Annotated in this window: 19 protein-coding genes and 1 pseudogene; 9 read left to right on the top strand and 11 right to left on the bottom strand. The window is 62.2% G+C overall.

The window, feature by feature from the left end:
• Positions 1-5 precede the first annotated feature (5 nt).
• Positions 6-347, bottom strand: a complete 342-nt coding sequence (locus GLL_RS02710) for a hypothetical protein (RefSeq protein WP_011140526.1) — start codon at positions 345-347, stop codon at positions 6-8.
• 106 nt (positions 348-453) lie between these two features.
• Between GLL_RS02710 and GLL_RS02705 the strand changes: the two genes are divergently transcribed.
• Together GLL_RS02705 and GLL_RS02700 are read left to right on the top strand one after the other, a co-directional pair.
• The gene (locus tag GLL_RS02705) at positions 454-2,214 is read left to right on the top strand and encodes an N-acetylmuramoyl-L-alanine amidase (RefSeq protein ID WP_011140525.1); all 1,761 of its coding nucleotides are present in this window, start codon (positions 454-456) and stop codon (positions 2,212-2,214) included.
• Between the two features lie 5 nt (positions 2,215-2,219).
• The gene (locus GLL_RS02700; RefSeq protein WP_164928535.1) at positions 2,220-4,214 is read left to right on the top strand and encodes a transglycosylase SLT domain-containing protein; all 1,995 of its coding nucleotides are present in this window, start codon (positions 2,220-2,222) and stop codon (positions 4,212-4,214) included.
• On the opposite strand, the gene GLL_RS23595 is transcribed toward GLL_RS02700, so the two are convergent.
• Together GLL_RS23595 and GLL_RS23590 are read right to left on the bottom strand one after the other, a co-directional pair.
• On the bottom strand, positions 4,195-4,371 hold the full coding sequence (locus GLL_RS23595; protein WP_407920009.1) for a DUF6887 family protein: 177 nt from the start codon (positions 4,369-4,371) through the stop codon (positions 4,195-4,197). The genes GLL_RS02700 and GLL_RS23595 overlap by 20 nt on opposite strands.
• A 20-nt stretch (positions 4,372-4,391) precedes the next feature.
• The gene (locus GLL_RS23590) at positions 4,392-4,592 is read right to left on the bottom strand and encodes a DUF6888 family protein (RefSeq protein ID WP_011140523.1); all 201 of its coding nucleotides are present in this window, start codon (positions 4,590-4,592) and stop codon (positions 4,392-4,394) included.
• 101 nt (positions 4,593-4,693) lie between these two features.
• Between GLL_RS23590 and GLL_RS02695 the strand changes: the two are divergent.
• A pseudogene (locus tag GLL_RS02695) lies at positions 4,694-5,984 on the top strand (IS256 family transposase).
• A gap of 36 nt (positions 5,985-6,020) precedes the next feature.
• Here GLL_RS02695 and GLL_RS02690 read toward each other — a convergent pair.
• The 5 genes from GLL_RS02690 to GLL_RS02670 form a co-directional block, all read right to left on the bottom strand.
• Entirely contained in the window at positions 6,021-6,752 is a 732-nt protein-coding gene (locus GLL_RS02690) for a Uma2 family endonuclease (RefSeq protein WP_011140520.1), read from the bottom strand.
• A gap of 367 nt (positions 6,753-7,119) precedes the next feature.
• Positions 7,120-7,851, bottom strand: a complete 732-nt coding sequence (locus tag GLL_RS02685; protein ID WP_011140519.1) for a potassium channel family protein — start codon at positions 7,849-7,851, stop codon at positions 7,120-7,122.
• 4 nt (positions 7,852-7,855) lie between these two features.
• Entirely contained in the window at positions 7,856-9,217 is a 1,362-nt protein-coding gene (locus GLL_RS02680) for a TrkH family potassium uptake protein (protein ID WP_011140518.1), read from the bottom strand.
• Positions 9,218-9,241: 24 nt separating this feature from the next.
• Complete coding sequence (locus GLL_RS02675; protein WP_197530104.1) at positions 9,242-10,468, bottom strand: cation:proton antiporter; 1,227 nt, start codon at positions 10,466-10,468, stop codon at positions 9,242-9,244.
• Positions 10,469-10,641: 173 nt separating this feature from the next.
• On the bottom strand, positions 10,642-12,000 hold the full coding sequence (locus GLL_RS02670) for a metallophosphoesterase family protein (protein WP_011140516.1): 1,359 nt from the start codon (positions 11,998-12,000) through the stop codon (positions 10,642-10,644).
• Here GLL_RS02670 and cysC point away from each other — a divergent pair.
• The 5 genes from cysC to GLL_RS02645 all read left to right on the top strand — a co-directional run bounded on the left by cysC (position 11,939) and on the right by GLL_RS02645 (position 15,935).
• Positions 11,939-12,676, top strand: a complete 738-nt coding sequence (gene cysC / locus GLL_RS02665; protein WP_331429349.1) for an adenylyl-sulfate kinase — start codon at positions 11,939-11,941, stop codon at positions 12,674-12,676. The genes GLL_RS02670 and cysC overlap by 62 nt on opposite strands.
• 96 nt (positions 12,677-12,772) lie before the next feature.
• Complete coding sequence (petG, locus tag GLL_RS02660; RefSeq protein WP_011140514.1) at positions 12,773-12,895, top strand: cytochrome b6-f complex subunit V; 123 nt, start codon at positions 12,773-12,775, stop codon at positions 12,893-12,895.
• A 136-nt stretch (positions 12,896-13,031) separates the two neighbouring features.
• Positions 13,032-14,696, top strand: a complete 1,665-nt coding sequence (locus GLL_RS02655; RefSeq protein ID WP_011140513.1) for a Ppx/GppA phosphatase family protein — start codon at positions 13,032-13,034, stop codon at positions 14,694-14,696.
• A gap of 76 nt (positions 14,697-14,772) precedes the next feature.
• Positions 14,773-15,168, top strand: a complete 396-nt coding sequence (locus tag GLL_RS02650; protein ID WP_164928534.1) for a hypothetical protein — start codon at positions 14,773-14,775, stop codon at positions 15,166-15,168.
• Positions 15,165-15,935, top strand: coding sequence for a hypothetical protein (locus tag GLL_RS02645; RefSeq protein WP_011140511.1), 771 nt, complete (start codon positions 15,165-15,167; stop codon positions 15,933-15,935). Before GLL_RS02650 ends, GLL_RS02645 begins: the two co-directional genes overlap by 4 nt.
• A gap of 33 nt (positions 15,936-15,968) precedes the next feature.
• Here GLL_RS02645 and GLL_RS02640 read toward each other — a convergent pair whose 3' ends face one another.
• Positions 15,969-16,223: a hypothetical protein gene (locus GLL_RS02640; protein ID WP_164928533.1), complete on the bottom strand. Its 255-nt coding sequence runs from the start codon at positions 16,221-16,223 to the stop codon at positions 15,969-15,971.
• A gap of 73 nt (positions 16,224-16,296) precedes the next feature.
• Here GLL_RS02640 and GLL_RS02635 point away from each other — a divergent pair, with 73 nt between their 5' ends.
• Positions 16,297-16,743: a peroxiredoxin gene (locus GLL_RS02635; RefSeq protein WP_011140509.1), complete on the top strand. Its 447-nt coding sequence runs from the start codon at positions 16,297-16,299 to the stop codon at positions 16,741-16,743.
• Between the two features lie 251 nt (positions 16,744-16,994).
• Here the strand turns inward: GLL_RS02635 and GLL_RS02630 are convergent, their stop codons facing one another.
• Both GLL_RS02630 and GLL_RS02625 read right to left on the bottom strand, forming a co-directional pair.
• Positions 16,995-17,669 carry a Uma2 family endonuclease gene (locus GLL_RS02630; RefSeq protein WP_011140508.1) on the bottom strand — a complete coding sequence of 225 codons (675 nt, stop codon included), beginning with the start codon at positions 17,667-17,669 and terminating at the stop codon, positions 16,995-16,997.
• 74 nt (positions 17,670-17,743) lie between these two features.
• On the bottom strand, positions 17,744-18,982 hold the full coding sequence (locus tag GLL_RS02625) for a DUF445 domain-containing protein (RefSeq protein ID WP_164928532.1): 1,239 nt from the start codon (positions 18,980-18,982) through the stop codon (positions 17,744-17,746).
• Positions 18,983-19,036 lie beyond the last annotated feature (54 nt).

Here is a 19,036-nt window from a genome sequence, read left to right as displayed (position 1 = left end):
TCGGCTCAGGCCAGACGCATCTTCAGGTACTCGGCCACATCGCTCTCGAGGCGGCGGCGGTAGACCGCATAAAGATCACACACCAGGCGCTCATCGAGGCGCTCGCCGCAGACGCCCTGCTCGACAAACTGGGTGTAGCTGCTGCCGAACACCTCGTAGGCCCGATGGGCGCTGCGCAGACTAAAGTGAAGCTTGGCATTCTCGATGGCCTCACCCAGAAGCTCGTCGCGGTTTTCGCTCGCGTCAAGGGAGTGGCAGAGGAAGCGGATAATCCGGTGGTTGAGATGGGCAAAGGGGGTAAAGTGCCCACCTTCCGAAAGACTCAGCACGCGCGCGTATGTCAGCATGGCATGGACCAGCTAGGAGTCGGAACCCTATGAAACGACTCACATCGTCCTTAGGTTCATGCTACCCCAAGTAACGTAAACAAACTCAATAATTTGTAAGAAGCAAATGAGCGCCATGCGGTTTGCCACTGCACTTTTCGTATCGGTCTGGCTGGGGGTGCCCCAGGCCGCGGCTGCCCTGCGACTGGTCTATCCTCCCGATGGGCACCGCACCGAAAGTGCCAGCATTTATTTCATCGGTACGGCCCCCGGGGCGGGCAGTCTGCAGGTCAACGGCCAAAAAGTAGCGCGCCACCCGGCGGGCCATTTTGCCTGGACGGTGCCGCTGCAGTCGGGGATCAACACTTTTCGCTGGACCTTCCGGGGGACGCATGGGGCGAGCGAAACCGTCGAGCGGCAGGTCATCCGCCAGAGTCCGAATCCGCCGGTACCCGGGGATCGGTTGTTTCTAGAAGCGCGCCTGCCGCGCGGGGAGCAGCGGGTGCTGCCTTTCGAGCCGGTTTGCTTTGAGGCGCGGGCGACTCCCGGCGGCCAATTGCAGGCGCGCGTCGGGGAACAGTCGATTGCCCTTGCGGAGGCCGCCCCGTTTCGGGAGCCGGGGGACGCGGCGGCGGTGCTGAGTGGCGGTGCGGCCGGCCGCTCCCTTGTCGGCTTCTATCGCGGCTGTCTGGCGGCGGCCGAATCGTGGCGCGATGTCGAGCCGCGCCTGGATTTTCGCCGGCGCGGCCAGGTACTCAGCTCCCCGGTGCCCGCCACGATTACCAGTCTCGATCCGCGCCAGCTGACCGTGATCGAAGTCACCGCCGCCGAAGCGATCGTCCGGGCCGGGCCGGGGGCCGAATTTGCGCGGCTTTCGCCCCTCACGCGCGGGGTGCGCTCGCGGGTCACCGCCGTGAGTGGCGACTGGCTGCGCCTGCAGGGCGAAGGTTGGATTGCCAGGGCGGATGGGATGGCATTGCCCGTGGGCACCGCGCTGCCGACCAGTGCGGTGGGGGCGCTGCGCACCCGGGTGACGACGGCGGGCAGCGAACTTATCGTGCCGCTGGAGATGCGTTTGCCGGCGAGTGTGCGCCAGGAGGAGCACCGGCTCATCGTCACCCTCTGGGGGGCACAGGCGCGCACGGATTTGATTCGTTTCGACGCGCCCGACCCGCTCATCCGCTCGGTGCAGTGGGAGACGGTCTCCCCGGAGGGCGTGCGCTTTTATATCGATCTGCGCGAGCGGCGGCAGTGGGGCTACCAGTTGCGCTACGAGGACAATGCGCTGGTGGTGGCCCTGCGCAAGGGGCCGCGGGTAGGCCGCGGGCTTGCCGGGGCGCGGGTGATGATTGATCCTGGCCATGGCGGCGCCCAGACGGGCTCGATCGGTCCCTCGGGCATCCCCGAAAAAACCGTCAATCTTGCGATCGCTTTGCGCCTGGGTGAACAGTTGCGCCGGGCCGGGGCAGAGGTACTTTTTACCCGCACCGCCGATGTGGACGTGCCGCTGGCCGAGCGCTCCCGGATGCTGGAGGCGAAGCAACCCACGGTGTTTTTGAGCCTGCACCACAACGCCCTGCCGGATGCGGGCGACCCGTTGCGCCAGTACGGCACTTCGGTGTACTGGTACCACATGCAAAGCCGTGAACTGGCGGAGGTGCTGCACCGTCAGTTGCTCCGGGACCTCGGGCGTCCCGATTACGGTCTCTATTGGGACAGTCTGGCGGTGATCCGCCCGACAGCCGCCCCGGCAGTACTGCTCGAACTCGGTTTTATGACCCACCCCGACGAATACACGCTCATCACTGCACCGGCTTACCAGGAGCGCATCGCCCGCGCGCTGACCCGCGGGCTGGAGCGTTGGCTGCACGCCGAGCGGCCGGAGTGACACCGATGCCGTTTCGCTTCAAGACCAGGACGCTGCTAATCGCCGCCAGTCTGGCGGGGGCTCTGGGTCTCGCCTGGGTCGCCTTTCCAAAGCCGCCGACGGAGGATAGTCCCCTGGTGGCCCTCTCCAGTCAGGATCGCTCCGGGCGCTACCGCCGGGGAAGCGCCGCTTTCGTGCGGGGCGATTACGCCGAGGCCCGCCGGCAACTGGCAGGATTGGCCGCGTCCTACCCGGCCCTGGCCGAACGCATCGGGTTGAAGCTTGCCGTTGCCAGCGGCGAGGGCCGCCGCTGGCTGGAGGCCCACCCCAAAAGCCCACTGGTTCCCGACGCGCTGGCCTTGCTGGCCCGCCAGGATCGTGCCGCTCTGCTCCCACTGCTGAACGGCTATCCGGATCACTATCGCACCCGCGAGGCGCTGGAGCGGGCGCTGGTGCGCGACCCCGACGATCACACCCTGGCTGGAGCGCTGCTCGCCCGTTTTCCCGAGAGCACCCTCGCCTACGCGATGGCGACCCGGCGCGAAAAAATCGGCGAACTCTCCCCGGCCGAATGGCAGTTGGTGGCTTCTATTTATCGGCGGGTCAACGCCAAACAGGCCCTCGCCGCCTACGAGCGCGCCCCCGCTACCCCCGAAAACCTGCTCGAGCGGGCCCGTCTCCAGCGCAAGTTGGGGGACAAACCGGCCGCCCGGGAACTCTACGAACTGGTGTTGCGGCGCTTCCCCGAATCGCCTCTGGTGCTCGATGCGGCCTTCGAGCGCGCCGAGTTGCTGGGGGCGGGCGAGGCTTTTGCTGCGCTCGAACCATGGGAGCGCGCCTCCGCCGAGCGCGGCGACGAAGTGCTCTGGGCGCGCAGCCAGATCGCCGCGCGTCGCCTGGACGCTCCCGAGATGGCCATTCCCTTATACCGGCGGTTGGTGGAGCGCTACCCCCAAAGCGCCAAAGCTCCCAACGCCGCCTGGGAACTGGCCGCCCAGAGCGCCGAGCGCGGCAATACGGGAGCGGCCCGCTCCTATGCCCGCTGGTTGGTGCGCAACCACCCGGCCGATCCGTTTGCGCCCAAGGCGGCTTTTTGGCTCGGCAAGTGGGCCGAGCAGGCCGGGGCCACCGCCGAGGCCCGCTCCCAATTTCGCGAAGTGCTCAAGCGCTATCCCCGCAGCTACTACGCCTGGCGCTCCGCCGCCCGGCTGGGTCTGGCCGACGGCAGTTATAACATCGACCAATCCGTCGTCTCGGTGCGCTGGTCGCAGCCTCCCCTGCCGCTGGCGGGTACCTCCGCCGCCCTGCGCGAACTGCTGGCCCTGGGCGAAATCTCCGAGGCCGAGCAACAGTGGCAGTCGGAGACCTACCGCTGCAAGCTCTCTCCCACCCAAAAGCTCGCCGAATCGCAACTGCGCGCCCGCCTCGGCCAGCACCTCAGATCGATCAACCAGGCGACCCTTACTTTGTTTGCCGAGCCGCCCGCCGACCCGCGCGCCTGGGAGCAGGCCTATCCGCTCTTCTATGCCCCCGGGCTGCGGCAGTGGTCCCAGGAGCGCAATCTCAATCCGCTGTTGGTCGCATCGCTGATTCGCCAGGAATCGCGCTTCGAGCCTGCCATTCGTTCGCGCTCCGGGGCGATGGGTCTGATGCAGATTATGCCCGCCACCGCCCGGTTCATCGCCGAGCGCGAACCGGGGCAATTCGAACTGACCAACCCCGTGGACAATCTGCGCCTGGGCACCTGGTATCTGCGCTATACCCACGAGCGCTTCGGCGGCAGCACGATGCTGGCGCTCGCCAGTTACAACGCCGGACCCGGCAACGTCTCCAAGTGGCTCAAGCGCAACCCCGTCACCGACGAAGAAGATTTTATCGAGCAGATCCCTTTTAAGGAGACGCGCTTCTACGTGGTCAACATCTACGAGAACTACTGGAACTATCTGCGGTTGTATACCAGCCAGGGCCGCAAAGCTCTAGCCGCAATCGACGGCCGGACGGCTATGGACGGCTCGAATTGATGTACTCAATCAGCGCACGGTCAAAGCCGGCCGGATCCTCAAGGGGGTTTGGGAGCGAAGTACCTTGACGGGCACGCAACCTGTCGGCGAACGCTTCGAACGCCTCCTGGTTCTCTGGATGCGAAACGACAGTCCTGCGCAGATCCTCAAGGGGCATTTCAAAATACTTGGATGGCATTACAGGTACCTCACGTAACCGGTAGCGCTGATGACAACCTGGAAACTTTCACCCGCCAGGATGTACACCTCGTTATAGCGCGTATCGAGTCGAACCAGTTGTACAGGCTGCAGCAGAAACGTCAAGCGACAGCAAATGACAAAGCAGGCCATGGCCTGCTCAGGAGTAGGCCATGGGTAAAGCGGCAGCAAGAAGGGCATGTCGTGAGACAGGCAACGACGGATTTACCGGGTCTGTAAACTAAATTGTGTAAGTGGTCGCAGCAAAGAAAGTACAATACTCTCTCAGGCAGGAGGAGCTGATGACCATCCGCAAAGAGATTCTTGACGAACTACTCAAAGATTACGACGGCACCGACCCGCAAACTATCCTCGGTGAGGGCGGCCTCCTCAAGCAACTGACCAAGGCCGTCATTGAACGCGCTCTCGAAGCCGAGATGGAAACTCACCTCGGTTACAAGAAGCACGAAGCCGCCGGCAAAGGTACCGGCAACTCCAGAAACGGCAAAAGTCAGAAGACCCTCCAGGCCGAATGCGGTCCAGTCGAACTCCACATCCCCCGCGACCGCAACGCCGAGTTCGAGCCGGTCGTTGTGCGCAAAGGTCACACCCGTTGGATCAACGGGTGGTCAGACACGCCTGGCGGGACTCGATGAGAAGATTCTGGCGCTGTATGCGCGCGGAATGACGACCCGTGATATTCAAGCCCAACTGCAGGAGATGTACGGGGTCGAAGTATCCCCAACGCTGATCTCGAACGTGACCGATGCGGTGATGGACGAGGTGCGGCAATGGCAGAATCGTCCACTCGAAACCGTCTACCCGATTGCTTATTTTGACTGCCTGCAGGTGAAGGTACGCGACAACGGTCGGGTGGTGAATAAAGCCGTCTACCTGGCTCTGGGCGTAGACCTGGAGGGACGCAAGGAGCTTTTAGGGCTCTGGCTTTCGGCCCATGAAGGGGCAAAGTTTTGGTTGGGGATCCTGACGGAACTGAACAACCGGGGCCTGAAGGATATTTTGATTGCCTGTGTGGATGGACTGACCGGTTTACCGGAGGCAATTGAATCGGTTTATCACGGTTGCTTGGTGCAGTTGTGCATGGTACACATGGTGCGCAATTCGTGCAAATATGTGTCGTGGAAAGACCGCAAATCATTGTGTGCAGACCTACGGTCTATCTACAGTGCCGCGACGGAAGAAGAGGCGGAGTTGCATCTGGGGGGCGTTGTCCCAACGCCCCTGGAACTTTTGAGTGAGAAGTGGGACAAGCAGTATTCAAGCGTCAGTCGGATGTGGCGAGAGAATTGGGGGTCGTTGCCCCAACGACCCTGGGTGCGGGTGATCCCGATATTCCGGTTTGGTGAGGACATTCGAAAGGTGATTTACACGACGAATGCGATAGAATCACTGAACATGACGATTCGGAAGGTGAGTCGCAACCACCACATCATGCCGAATGACGAGTCGGTAATGAAGATGGTGTATCTGGCGATCCAGAACCAGATGAAGAAATGGACGATGCCGATCCGGGATTGGCGTCCTGCACTAAACCGGCTGACGATTGAGTTCGAGGGAAGGCTAAAGGTATGACAAATTCACTTACACAAAATATTTGACAGATCCTGTTCAGAGGGTGTCTGGATCGATTTCCAGAGCCTGCAGTCGTTCAGCAAGGGCTTTCGCCTGGCGTTCGGCCTGTTCGGCCCGTGCCTCGGCCAGATCTGCACGATACCGCTGAAACTCCTCAGGCACCGGATAGCGTTCGCCCTCTTTGCTGAACCAGTACAGCCACTCCCGTGTCCAGCCATCCACCGTTCCTCTGGCCCGACCAAGCCCCAGTTCAATCTCGGGCAACCACACCGGCTCACCTTCCAGGCGCGCGTACGCACCATTCACCAACCGGTGAACTTCCAGGCGCGCGTGCTCTGGTTGAAAGCCTTCCGGGTCGTAGACCACGTAGTAGAGCACTTCCAGAGCCTGGTAGTCCTGAAGTTTGGTGTCGTACTCGCCCCCGTAGGTCTGGGAGACCACTTCCAGCACCAGGTAAGGCATAATGCCGTCCTCCTCCCACAGCACGTAGCTGGGCCGTCCCCGTTCACCGTACTGCGGTCGGAAGCGGGGAACGTTCAGACTCAAGAACCCATCGGGGACAATCGGGATTCTGGGCCGTTCGGTATCGGCAAAGATGCCCATGTTGACGCCAAAAAACCAGTCCTGTCGGTGCTGCCACAGGAGCGTCAGGATGGCGCGCAGCACCGCCGCCACCGGAATCTGGAGTTCGTTGTCCACAGGGATGTCGTCGGAATCGGGCAGTTCCAGGGCTGTCGGCAGTCGTAGTTGGGAGTCGAATTGCACCATCGCTGACTCCGGTGGAATGGTTGTCCACAAGTATAGCAAGCCCCACAATTGGGAGGCCATCAATTTTCAGGGGGTGCCTGCTGCATCCAGGTTGCTGAGCGCTTTCCAGCACGTGCCATTCCGGAAAAGCTACTCACCGCGGGCGAGGGTAGAGGGAACGATCGCTGTCGGTACCGGAGCTTGGCGAAAACGCATCTGCAGCATGTGATCACGGCGACGGCGGTAAACCTGGTGCGGGATGCAAGGTCGAAGTTACGAGATGAAATACGAACTGGGTGTGGCAGTGATCGAGGCGATAGACGGCCGCTACCGTCATAAGGGACACGCGTGCGAACGCTACCTTTTTAATTGACCCGTCTATTTAGAACTACGACTCGGCCCTGGTGCGGGCGGCGTGGTCGGGCATGGTCAGATCCGCTTTGGGCAATTGATCCAGATCGCGATTGGCGCCGATCATGACGATGATGTCCCCTGCGCCGATGCGATCATCCGGGTCGGGATTGACGTTGAAGCGGCCGTCGTGGCGCAAGGCGAGTACGTTCACCCGGAAGCGGCGGCGCAAATCGAGATCGCGCAGGGTCTGGCCTGTAAATTCGCGCGGGGCCACCACCTCGACGATGCTGTGCTCCGGGTCGAGTTGCAGCGATTCGAGCATGCCGCGCGAGGTGAGCGAAAGGGCGACGTTGCGGCCCATGTCGCTTTCGGGGTAGACCACCCGGTCGGCGCCGACTTTTTCGAGCACCGCGCCGTGGATGGGAGTGGTGGCCTTGGCCACTACGTAAGCGATCCCCATCTCCTTAGCGTTGAGGGTGGCAAGGATGCTCTCCTGCAAGAAGCTGCCGATGGCAACTACCGCCACCTGAAATTCGCCCGCCCCAATCTGTTTGAGTGCGTCCGGATCGGTGGCGTTGACCTGCAGGACCTGGGTGGCGATGTTCTCGCAGGCCGCCCGCCGCACGCGCTCCTCCTCCGCGTCGACTGCGAGCACGTCGTAGCCCAGGTTGTGCAGAGTGCGGGCCACCGAAGTGCCAAACCGGCCCAGGCCGATGATCAAAAACTGGTTGCGCCGCTCTTTTTTGAGCCATCCCATCAGGTTCATACCACTAACCTATCAGAATCTGTTCTTCCGGCTGGCGGTACGGGAAGGTCGGCTTCTGCGACAGCAGCGCCTCGGCGAGCAGCAGCACGCCCACCCGGCCCAGGTACATGCTGAAGACCAGGATGAGCTGTCCTACCACCGACAGCTTCGGGGTGATGCCGGTCGAAAGTCCCACGGTGCAGAAGGCGGAGACCGCCTCGAAGAGCACCTGCACAAAGCCGGGCTCCGGATCGCTGAGGGTGAGGCCCACCAGGGCGACGGCAATCGCGGCAATCGAGCCGAGCAGCACCGCGCTCGCCTTGCGCACCGCACCCACTCCGAGGCGCCGATCGAATAGCAGCACATCCTCCCGACCTTGAATCACGGCCAGCATGTTGCTGACGAGAATGGCGAAGGTGGTGGTCTTCAGGCCCCCCCCGGTGGAAGCAGGCGAGGCCCCGATGAGCATCAGCAAAATAATCCAGAATAGCCCTGCTTCCAGCAGGCCATCGAAAGGGACGGCGTTGAAGCCGGCGGTACGGGCGCTAATCGAATGGAAGATAGCACCCGCCACCTGCGCATCAAGGCTGAGCCTGCCCAGGGTGAGGGCATTGGTCCGCTCGATGAGAAAAAAACCGACCGAACCCACCACCACCAAAATTGCCGAGGTGAGCAGCACCACCCGCGTATGCAGCGATAGCGGCGCGGGCGGGGCGGGCTGCTTGCCGAAGATCTGCCGCACCAGCCGCAGCAAGATTTTTTCGTACAACTCGATCCACACCTGGTAGCCGAGCCCCCCCGCCAGGATCAAAAATCCCAGCCCCCCCAGAACCCAAAAATTGTTCTGCCAGGGAATCAGGTTGTCGCTTCTGAGCCCGAACCCGGCGTTATTGAAGGCGCTGACGCTGTGGAAAATCGCCGACCATAGCCCGGGGAGCAGTCCTTCCTGCCGAACCATGGTCGGGGCAATCACAAGCGCCCCCACCAGTTCGAAGCCGAGCGTCAGGATGGCGACGCGGGCCACCAGGCGCGGCACAGCCTTATCGCCAAGACTACCCAACGCCTCCTGCAGAGCAAGACGGTTTCTCAGGCTGATGCGACGCCCGACCAGCAACAACAAAAACGTGGTGGCGCTCATGTAGCCGAGGCCACCCACCTGAATGAGCAACAAGATGACCAGCTGGCCGAAAAACGAGTAGTAGCTGCCCGTATCGACCACCGCCAATCCGGTGACGCAGACGGCGGAAGTGCTGGTAAACAATGCTACCAACCAGGGGGTCCACTCGCCCGAGGCCGTCGACCAGGGCAACAGCAGCAGCGAGGTACCGATCGCGATAACCAGCAAAAACCCCAGGCAGATGGTGCGGGCGGGCGAGAGGGTGGGCATGCGTACTCCTGGGGTGGTGCCGCTTCAAGAACTGCCGGCGGTGAGCGCCACCGGTTCGCGGCGCAACAGCAGCCCCAACAGCAGCGGTCCAAAAAACGTGGTGAGAATCACCATGATCACCACGGCGGTGTGGTTGACGCCGGTGAGCACCCCGGACGCCAGGCCGACGCTGGCAAAGACCAGGCCGACTTCGCCGCGGGGCACCATCCCGGCGCCGATCGCCAATTTGTTGGCCTTGACACCGAATGCCGCCCAGCCGCACACCAGTTTGCCCAGCACGGCAGTGACGCTCAATCCCCCGGCCAGCAACAGCGCCTGCTGATTGCCCAGCAGCGCCAGATTCACCCCAGCGCCGACGGTGATAAAAAAAATCGGCAGAAAAAAGTCGGTGACCGGCCTGAGTTGCGCTTCGAGGTCGTGGCGCTTGTCGGTTTCAGCGAGCACCAATCCGGCGGCAAAGGCACCGATGATCGCGGCGGAGCCCAACAGTTCGGCCAGGTACGCAAGGGCGAAGGCAAAGACCAGCGAGGCGGTGAGCAACTCGCCGCGGGTGCGCAGCCGCCGCACGATCCCCAAAAAAACGGGCATAAAGCGGTTGCCAATCACGATCGCTCCCACCAAAAAGCCCAGCGACGAGAAGACGATGCGGGCCACCTCGCCCAGCTCAAGGCTACCCCCCTGGGCGATCCCCGCCACCACCGAGAGTATGATCACCCCCAAAATGTCGTCGAGCACCGCCGCTCCGAGAATAATCTGCCCCTCGGTGCGCTTGAGGTAGCCCAGATCCGAGAGCACCTTGGCGCTGATCCCGATGCTGGTGGCAGTGGAGGAGGCGCCCACGAAGATGGCGAGCAGTTCCCCCGCTCCGGCAAATTTCATCACGCCGTAACCCAGGGCGAAGGGTACCGCCATACCCACCGCCGCCACGGCCACCGCCTGGGGACCAAGCTTGAGCAATCCCCGCAGATCCGATTCCAGACCGATTTCAAACAGCAGCAGGGTGACGCCCACCTGGGCAAGCAGCAGCAGCACCGGCTGGGTCGGATCGATGAGCTTGAGTCCCGAGATGCCGACCGCCAGCCCCGCCACCAGTTCGCCCAAGACGGCGGGTTGCCTGAGACGCAGGGCCAGCTCGCCGCCGAGTTTGCTCGCGACATAGATGACGATGAGGCTCGCAAGCAACTGCCCCAAGCTCAAAAGGCCCTCGGGCAGGGCTCCGGGAGCCGATGCCGCGATGAGTGGATAGAACATGGCATAACTCCGTTGAGTTGCCCCGGTAGACATAGTGAGACAAACGACTCACCTGTCTGACAGACTCCACCACACCGGGAGAATTGATCCTCCTTAAGATACACCGGCTGACTGTGTGGCCGCGGTGAGTACAGCTACACGCACCCGGATCAACCGGTCCATACCGATATCTATCAAGCGTGAAATAGACCGAGTTGGCCGTTGGTGCCGCCGGCGGGTAGACCCTCCTCGCGCGCGAGAAGATCGAGGGCGGCGGTAGTGGTCACCTCCAGCACCTCGGCGTCGCTCTCGCACTCGTCGGTGTCGGCCAGACCGGGGCTGTCGCCCTTGATCAGCGCCTCGGCCGCTTCGACGAGGGCCAGGCGCAAATCGGCCAGTTCGGGGCGGCTCTCGAGGTACTGTCTGAGGGCGTCGATCGGATCGAGGGCGCAACTTTCGCCCAGCCCCGGCACCCGCGGCTGGCTGAGCTGGCTAATCAGCTCCGGCTGCAACTGGTAAGAAAACGCCCCCTCCAGCATCTGGCGCAAGCTGGCGGTGTCGATGCGCTCGATCTGGTGGGGATGCAAACGGTAGAGCACCCGCACGATCGCCCCTTCGATTTTGTGCTTGCGTAAGATCGCCGCCAGGTCGCCCTGCGGATCGCCGCTGTCGGCGAGGTTGGCCTGGATCGTCTTGAAGCTGCGGGCGGGCACGCTCACAAATTCGTAGCGGCAGCGGCCGCGCTCGACCTCAGCGAGGATAAAGCCTTTGGATTCTTTTTCTTCGCCAAAATCGACCCGCTCGATCGATCCCGGGTAGATGATGGGCGGATCTTCGCAGAGCACCTGATGGCGATGGACGTGGCCAAGGGCCACGTAGTCGAACTCGGAACGGGCGAGCATCGCAAGCGGAATGCTGAAGCTGCGGCCCACCGCCAGGTGGCGCTCGGCCCCAAAGACGGCGTTTTCGACCATCAGATGGCCGAGCAAGACCGTCGGTACCGCCGGGTCGAGGCGGCGCACCTGCGCTTCGAGGGCCAATTTCATCCGCTCGACCAGGGCGAGATCAACCTGCTCGAGGCTCTTGCCGCGCATCTCCTCGCGCGTCAGCAGCGTCGAGCGGTTCACCCAGGGCAAGCTCAACACCTGCACCGGCCCCGAGCGCGTGGCGATCGGATGAATCTGCAGCCGGGAGCCCACCACAAAGCCCGGCACCTGCAGCGCCGCATAAATATTGAGGCTCGCCCCCCCAACCCCCCGCCCGTGCAGGTCGTGGTTGCCCACCAGCAGCACCGTCGGAATGCCGGCGTCGGTGAGGCGCTTGAACTGGCGGGCAAACTCCTCCTGGTGGGTCGGCTCCGGGGTGGCGTTCGGAAATGCGTCTCCCCCGAACAGCGCCAGGTCAACCCCCTCGGCGAGGCCGCGGTCGATTGCCTGCGACAGACAATACAAAAAATCTTCAAAACGGGTATGCAACCCGGTGGCGGGGTTGATGCGCCCGTGGGATAGGCCGCTACCCAGGTGGATGTCCGAAATGTGCAGCAGACGAACCATAAGCCCTATAGACGCATGTCCTCAACGCATTGTACAGCCTGTGGCCGCCAGACGACAGAAAGCCCTTAAAAAAACTGCACAATCAGATACCATTTCGTTAAACTTCGCCTGTTATGCTCAGTCCCAATTTCTCGAAGAAGAGCAACATCCCATGGGTAAAGGTGTAACACTCTGGTTCACCGGCCTGTCCGGCGCAGGCAAAAGCACAATCTCCGGCATTGTAGCCAAAAAACTCCAGGAGATTGGCAGAAACGTCGAAGTGCTCGACGGCGACGAGGTGCGGCTCAATTTGAGCGCCGGGTTGAGCTTCAGCAAAGCCGACCGCGACACCAACGTCCGCCGCATCGGCTATGTGTGCCGCCTGCTTTCGCGCAACGGCGTCATCGCCATCAGCGCCGCCATCAGCCCCTACCGCAATACCCGCGAAGAGCTGCGCGCCAATATCATCGATTTTCTAGAAATCTTCGTCGACTGTCCGCTCGATGTGTGCATCGAACGCGACGTCAAGGGCCTGTACGCCAAGGCCCTCAAAGGGGAGATCCCGGCCTTTACCGGTGTGTCGGACCCCTACGAAGCCCCAGCCAACCCGGATCTGACCATCCTGACCAACACCGAGTCGAAGGACGAATCTGCCAACCGTGTCGTCCAATTGCTGTACGAGCGCGGCTACCTCTAGATACCGTCCGCGCTTTACATAACCACACAAATAGTTATGGAGGCGCAAATTCTGGGATATCCTGTTAACGTTTTGCAGCATGGGAGCGAAAGCGCCGTGATCGAACCGATTCTGTTGGGCATGGTCCTCGGCTTTGTGCCGGTCACCATTGCCGGACTGCTCGTGGCAGCCTGGCTGCAGTACAAGCAGGGCAATCCCTCCGGCCTGGGCGAGAAGTAAAACTGTTGACCCGTTCGAGAATCCGTGCGAGAAGCCCCGCCTGTGCGGGGTTTTTTGCAGGTGGGTGCGCGGCGATTCCGCCGCGTTGGGGTGTATCTTCTCCGTTACAATTGGAGCAAACTTTGCATGAAACCCCATGCCCGAACCCGCGGCTGACGCAGAGAAGACCCTGGCTGCCATCGACATCGGCACCAACTCCATCCACATGGTGGTGGTTCATATCCAGCCCCGGCTGGCCAGCTACACGATCGTCGCCCGCGAGAAGCAGATGGTGCGCCTGGGTGAGTACTGCCAGAAGACCGGCTGGCTGACGCCGGAGGCGATGGTGCGCGCCCTCGACGCGCTGCGTCACTGCAAAGCCTTTGCTGAGGGCCTGGGAGCGCAGGAAATGATCGCCGTCGCCACCAGTGCCGTGCGCGAGGCACCGAACGGGCCGGAATTCTTGCTGCAGATCCAGCGGGTGGTCGGGCTCAAAGTCGACTTGATTTCGGGGGAGGAGGAGGCGCGGCGCATCTACCTCGGGGTGCTCTCCGCCATCGAGTTCGACAACCGTACCCACGCCGTCATCGACATCGGCGGCGGTTCGACGGAGCTAATTCTGGGCGACGGCCGCGAGCCGCGCTATCTGGCGAGCGTCAAGGCGGGGGCGGTGCGCCTCAGCGAACAGTTCGTGCAGAGCGACCCGATCTCGGGCCGCGACTACGGCCGCCTGCGCAACCAGGTGCGCAATTTGATCGAGCCTGCCGTGGACAAACTGCTGGCCCTAGGGCCGTTCGAGCGCTTGGTCGGCACCTCCGGGACGATCATGACCTTAGCTGAGATCGATGCGCGCCGGGGGGGCAGCTTTCCTACCTCGCTGCAGGGCTACGAGTTGACGCTTGCCAGTCTTGAGCAGATCGCAGCGCAGTTGCGCGAACTCGATCTCGAAGCGCGCCGCCGTCTACCCGGAGTCTCCGAGCGCCGCGCCGACATCATCGTCGCCGGGGCGACCATTCTGCTCGAAGCGATGCAGATGCTGGGGGTGGGCTCGATCACCGTCTGTGAGGCGGCGTTGCGCGAGGGGCTCATCGTCGACTGGATGATCGGCCGGGGACTGATTGCCGATCGGTTGCGCTACCAGGGTTCGGTGCGCGAGCGCAGTGTGCTGCAGCTGGCCGACAAATTCAACCTCGACACCACCCACGCCGAGCAGGTGACGCGTCTGTCCTTAAGCCTTTTTGATCAGTCCCGGGGCCGGTTGCACCGCTGGAGCGACGCCGATCGCGAGCTACTGTGGGCGGCGGCGATGTTGCACAACTGCGGCCACTTCATCAACCATTCCAGTCACCACAAGCATTCGTACTACCTGATCCGCCACGGCGGCATGCTCGGTTTTACCGAAGAAGAGATCGAGGTGATCGCCAACGTCGCCCGCTACCACCGCAAGAGCACCCCCAAAAGCAAGCACCGCGAATTCCAGCACCTTGTCAAAGAACACAAGCGCCTGGTGCGCCAGATGAGCGTGTTTTTGCGGCTCGCCTCCGCCCTCGATCGCCGCCACAAAGGGGCCGTACGGGGCGTCCGGCTCGCCTTTGCTCCTGGAGAAGTCGAGCTTTTTGTCCAACCGCACGACCCGGCCGACCCGTGCGAGATGGAGCTGTGGAACGCCGAATTCAAAAAAGCCGAGTTCGAACAGGAGTTCGGCCGCACCCTGGCCATTGCCCTGGAGTCGGCTGTGGCCGAACCGCTCGCGGTCCTGGGCGCCAAGGCCGAAACGCAACCCGACGCGGTGAGAGTGCCGCAGGGTAGTTGGGTATCCTAAGACCACGTTCGCCCCGGACTGCAGCGCAATGGACCGCAAGCTGGAACCAGCAACCGACGCGTGGCCCCTACCGCCTTTGACCCGCGGTACTCTCCTGGACCAACTGGCCGCCGAATTGGCCGCGTGCCGGCGGCACCACCGCACCCTGGCCGACCAGTTGGAGGCCGCCCGCGCCGAGGCCGACGAGCGCGAGGCGGTTGTGCGGGAGCTCACGGAGCAGGTCCGTGTCCTGGGCGAAGAGAATCGCCGTCTCGAGGCGCTGCTGCGGGAAGTGCCCGATGTGTACCGGCGCAAATTTTCCGAGCGGCTGGAGGCGGTGGCGGAGCGCATCGAAAGGCTGCTGGCTGAGAATGCCCACCTGCGGCGGACCGCCGCGGCCGATGCCCGCCGATGGGCCGCCCTTGAGGCGTTGATGGCCGCGCAGCCGCAATCTCCGCCCCGGCTCGCCCCCCCGCCGGTGGGCGGGCGATGATTCCCCCTCTATGGGTAGCCGGCCCGGCGGAGCTGACCGGAGCCCTCGCACAGAGCTGCCGCCGCTGGGGGGGCGAAGTCCGGGTCCTTGAAAGCTCGTCGTTACAGGCTCTCGACCCGGCCGGTCGGATCATTTGGCTGGCGCGGCCGGATAGTACTTCACCCGCCACCGCTCTCTTCGAGCGCTGCGCCGACCTGGCGCCGACCGAAGTGCCCCTCGCCTTGCCCGACAGCACGGCTTCTCTTCTGGTTCTGCCGCTGGTGATCACGGCGCGGGGGGTGCTCTACGCCGAGGCGATCGGCATGGCAGGGGAATATCTTTGGCAGCCCGAGCCGCTCTCCGACAAAGCGCGCCAGATTCTCTACCGTTTCGCCCGCGGCCTGATCGATCTGTCGGAGCCTCTTCCCCCAGGCGTTTACATGGTCTACTTCACGGTGATCTGCGGCGCTGTGCGCTTTGAGAAACTAATTCCCCATCCCGATCGAACGGCCCTGGTGACCCTGACCAGCCAGCGGCCGGATCTGTTTTGCTGCCACTGGCGCTGCGCCCTCGGCCTACCGGTGGTTGACCTGCAGGTGCACCGTCCGACCGCTGCGGCCTTTGTCGGCGACTGGCCGGACGATTTGCCGCTGCGCGCGGCCCTGGAGCCCGAAGCGTCGCTCGATGCCGCCGCGGGCCTGGTGCTGGTGCAGGCTCCCACCCTCCAGCAGGCGCGCAGCAAAGTGCAGACCCTCCTGGGCGAGACGGATGCGGATGCCGGCCGGTAGAATCGGCAGGTTTCGTCGAGCGATTGAGGCGATTTACTTCGCGCCGTTCGCCACGTACACCCAGCCGTTAAGAGCGAGCCCCAGGCAGATAAAGCCCAGGGTCGTCAGCGGCGGGCTGAATTTGCCCGTCTGGAAGGCGCGAAAGGGTAGCGCCAAGAAGACCACCGACCCGACAACGGCCGCGATCATCTGCCAGCTCGCCCCGTGGTGGACCATCGTCATCGGAGCCACCGGCAACATCAACCCGATCGAGACGGCCAGAAAAAAGGTCAGCAGCGAGTAGAACACCCAGAGCACCGAAACGCTTTTACCAGTCTAGAGGGCGGCGGTTATGGTGGGTGAAGCAGCACTGGAGGTCATCATGGCAATCGAAGTCGGCCGTCCGGCACCCGATTTTACCCTCGACGGTTCCCAGGGACCGGTCACCCTCTCGCAGTACCGGGGCAAAAACAACGTCCTGCTTGCTTTCTACCCCGGCGATTTTACGCCCGTGTGCACCAAGGAGCTGACCTGTTTTGTCGAGGACTGGTCGAAGTTCCAGGGCAAGGACACGGTGATTCTGGGCATCAGCAGCGGCTCGGTCGACTCGAAGAGCAAGTTTGCCCAATCGCTGGGAGCGCAGTTTCCCCTACTCAGCGACGGCGAGAAGCGCGTGGCGGGCCTTTACGACGTCTCGGGCTTTTTGGGAGTCGCCCGCGCCTACTTCATCGTCGACAAGCAAGGCGTGCTGCGCTACAAGCATGTGGAAGCGCTCCCATTTTTCAAGCGCGAGGACGAGGAGTTGTTGGGCGTGCTGGCAGAGTTGTAATGCTCCCGAGATTGCCGGATCCTGGTGAACTTAAAGATTTATAGAAAAGAGTCCGATGGAAAAGCGCCTCGACCGGACCTGCAGTCATATCCTGCTGTCCGACTCCTCTTCAATCCAGCAAGACAAAGACTGGTGCTGAGTCATCTCAGTCCATTCCTGTGGTCTTGTGAAGAAGGTCATCATGGCTGTCGAATTCGCTCAGCAGGCACCCGATTTTACTCTCGAGAGCTCCTAAGGCGGCACGGGGAAAGTCAAGTTTCCTCGGAAGAGATTCTTCCTGTACAGCCGTAGTTTCCAGCGCTTAACCTTTGACGAAGTCTCTGAATTGCTGAACCGGAATTACGGCTGTAGGCAAGTTGCAGGGCGTCCTCTACAATCGATCGCAGATTAAATTCAGGAAAATAAAGGCTTGTATCCTGAAGCTGATATTTGTCAACTCGCAGTTGGTATATCTCCAATAACTTCTCTTTGAGTAGCCAGACTTCTGGAACAAAATAGGGCAGATAACTGTTGATGTTAGTGTAGCTTGTGACATCGACCTCCAAAGCTAGATCCGGCGGCGGATCCGTTTGCCAGTTAATCCGATCTTTTCCAGCGACGGCCCGCCAATGATCGATGTAAAAACAGTAGTCCGGCTCGATGCCAGTTTCTTGTGGAAGCTGCATTGTGACTGGGGTGTAGGCATCGTAATCTCTACCCAGGTGGTCGAGCAGCGCCTTGACGACATCCGCCATGAGGTTGGCATCTCTGCCGTGTTTGGGAAGTGGTGACATCAGCAAAACTTCACCAGCACAATATCTGATGCGGGGAGTGGCCTTGTCTCCTCGCCGTTCGGTCAAACTTTGATACTCTTGCCAGGTCGCTGGCATACGGACCACAGCGCCCGGGGGTAGTTCGATTCTCTCCGGCGAAATCAGCGCAAACATGAGATTCCTTTCGCTGCTGCTTTATCCAACGACGATCCGACGTTGCCTCGCAGTCGGCAACGTCGCATCAGGGGCTAACCCACGGGAATGACCACGGTGATTAAGAAGACCTCAAAAAGGCCCACGCAAAATCCCAAAACCATACCGACATAAGGAATCGCCCGCAGTTCGTTGCGGGCCACCTGCTCGATGGCCGCTTCCAATTCTTGCGGGGAGGTGTTGCAGATCTTGGTGATCACCATCTGCTCCAGACCCAGAGCGGGCAGGAACTTCATGACCAGCGGCTCCAACTCGCGGGTCAAGTAGCGATCCAATAGACGGCTGCTGCCCTCGGCGATGCGGTCGATCCACCCCAGGGTCTTCTCGGAGGTGACCACCCGGTCGAGCACCTCCGCCGCCCAGCGGCTCCAGTCGATCGATTCGCCGAGACGCTGGCTGAGCCCCGGTCCCTGGGCGCTCAGCGCCGCGGTGAGGCTGGTCACGAACTGCCGCTTGAGATCCTGGACGGTGGCCATCGAAAGCGTCTGCACACTCAGACCGTTGAGCGCCCCCGTCAGCCGCTCGCGCACCTCCGCCTCCGCCAGAAAACGGGTAAATAGTTCGTTGGCCGCCTCGGGCTGCTCGACACAGAAGGACTTGAAGCGCGAGAGGGGACCTTTGATGCCCACGACGTTGGCCACCAGCCACAAGCCGCCCTGGGCGCGCTCGCGGGCTTCTTTATCGAGCGTGTCGATGGTCTGATTGGTGAGCAAGTTGATCAGGGCGAGCCTCAGCCGGTCGGGGGTAAAGACGTTCTTCTCGATCCACTCCGCAAGGCGCACCGCCTGCGCCTCCTCGATGCGCAGCGAACCGGCCACCTGATCAAAAATTTGCTCGAAAATCTTGTTGGAGGCGGAGGAGCGGCTGAGCGCGTCGATCCACTTGGGCAGCGACTCGCTGAAGACTTCCTGAAGGATATCTCCCAGGGCGACCGCCAGCCGCGCCCGCTTGCGCCCGTCGCTGTATTCGCCCAGGGCGTAGAGCAGGGCGAAGCGCAAGCCTTCTTCGAGGCGCTCGGGGGTGAGCAGGCGCTGGGCGATGCGGTGTACCTCGTCGGGGGTGAGCAATTTGTCGGTGAGCATCTGGGCCACCTTGCGGGCGAAGCGCTCCTGGCCCTTGGGAAACAGCCCCGGCGTCAGCGGGATCTGACGGCCCAAAAAATATTTCGGTTTGTAGGGCCGGAACAGCATCTTGATCGCCAGCGTATCGGAGGTAAATCCGATCAGCGCTCCGACAATCGGCGGCAAAACGTAATGAACGATCGTGAGGGCCAACTTCCATCCTCCAGTCCCGGCAGGCTTAATAGATGTTGCCGCAACTTGCATTTT

It is taken from the genome of Gloeobacter violaceus PCC 7421, assembly GCF_000011385.1.
GTDB lineage: Bacteria > Cyanobacteriota > Cyanobacteriia > Gloeobacterales > Gloeobacteraceae > Gloeobacter > Gloeobacter violaceus.
This window is presented reverse-complemented; position numbering and strand designations above follow the sequence as displayed.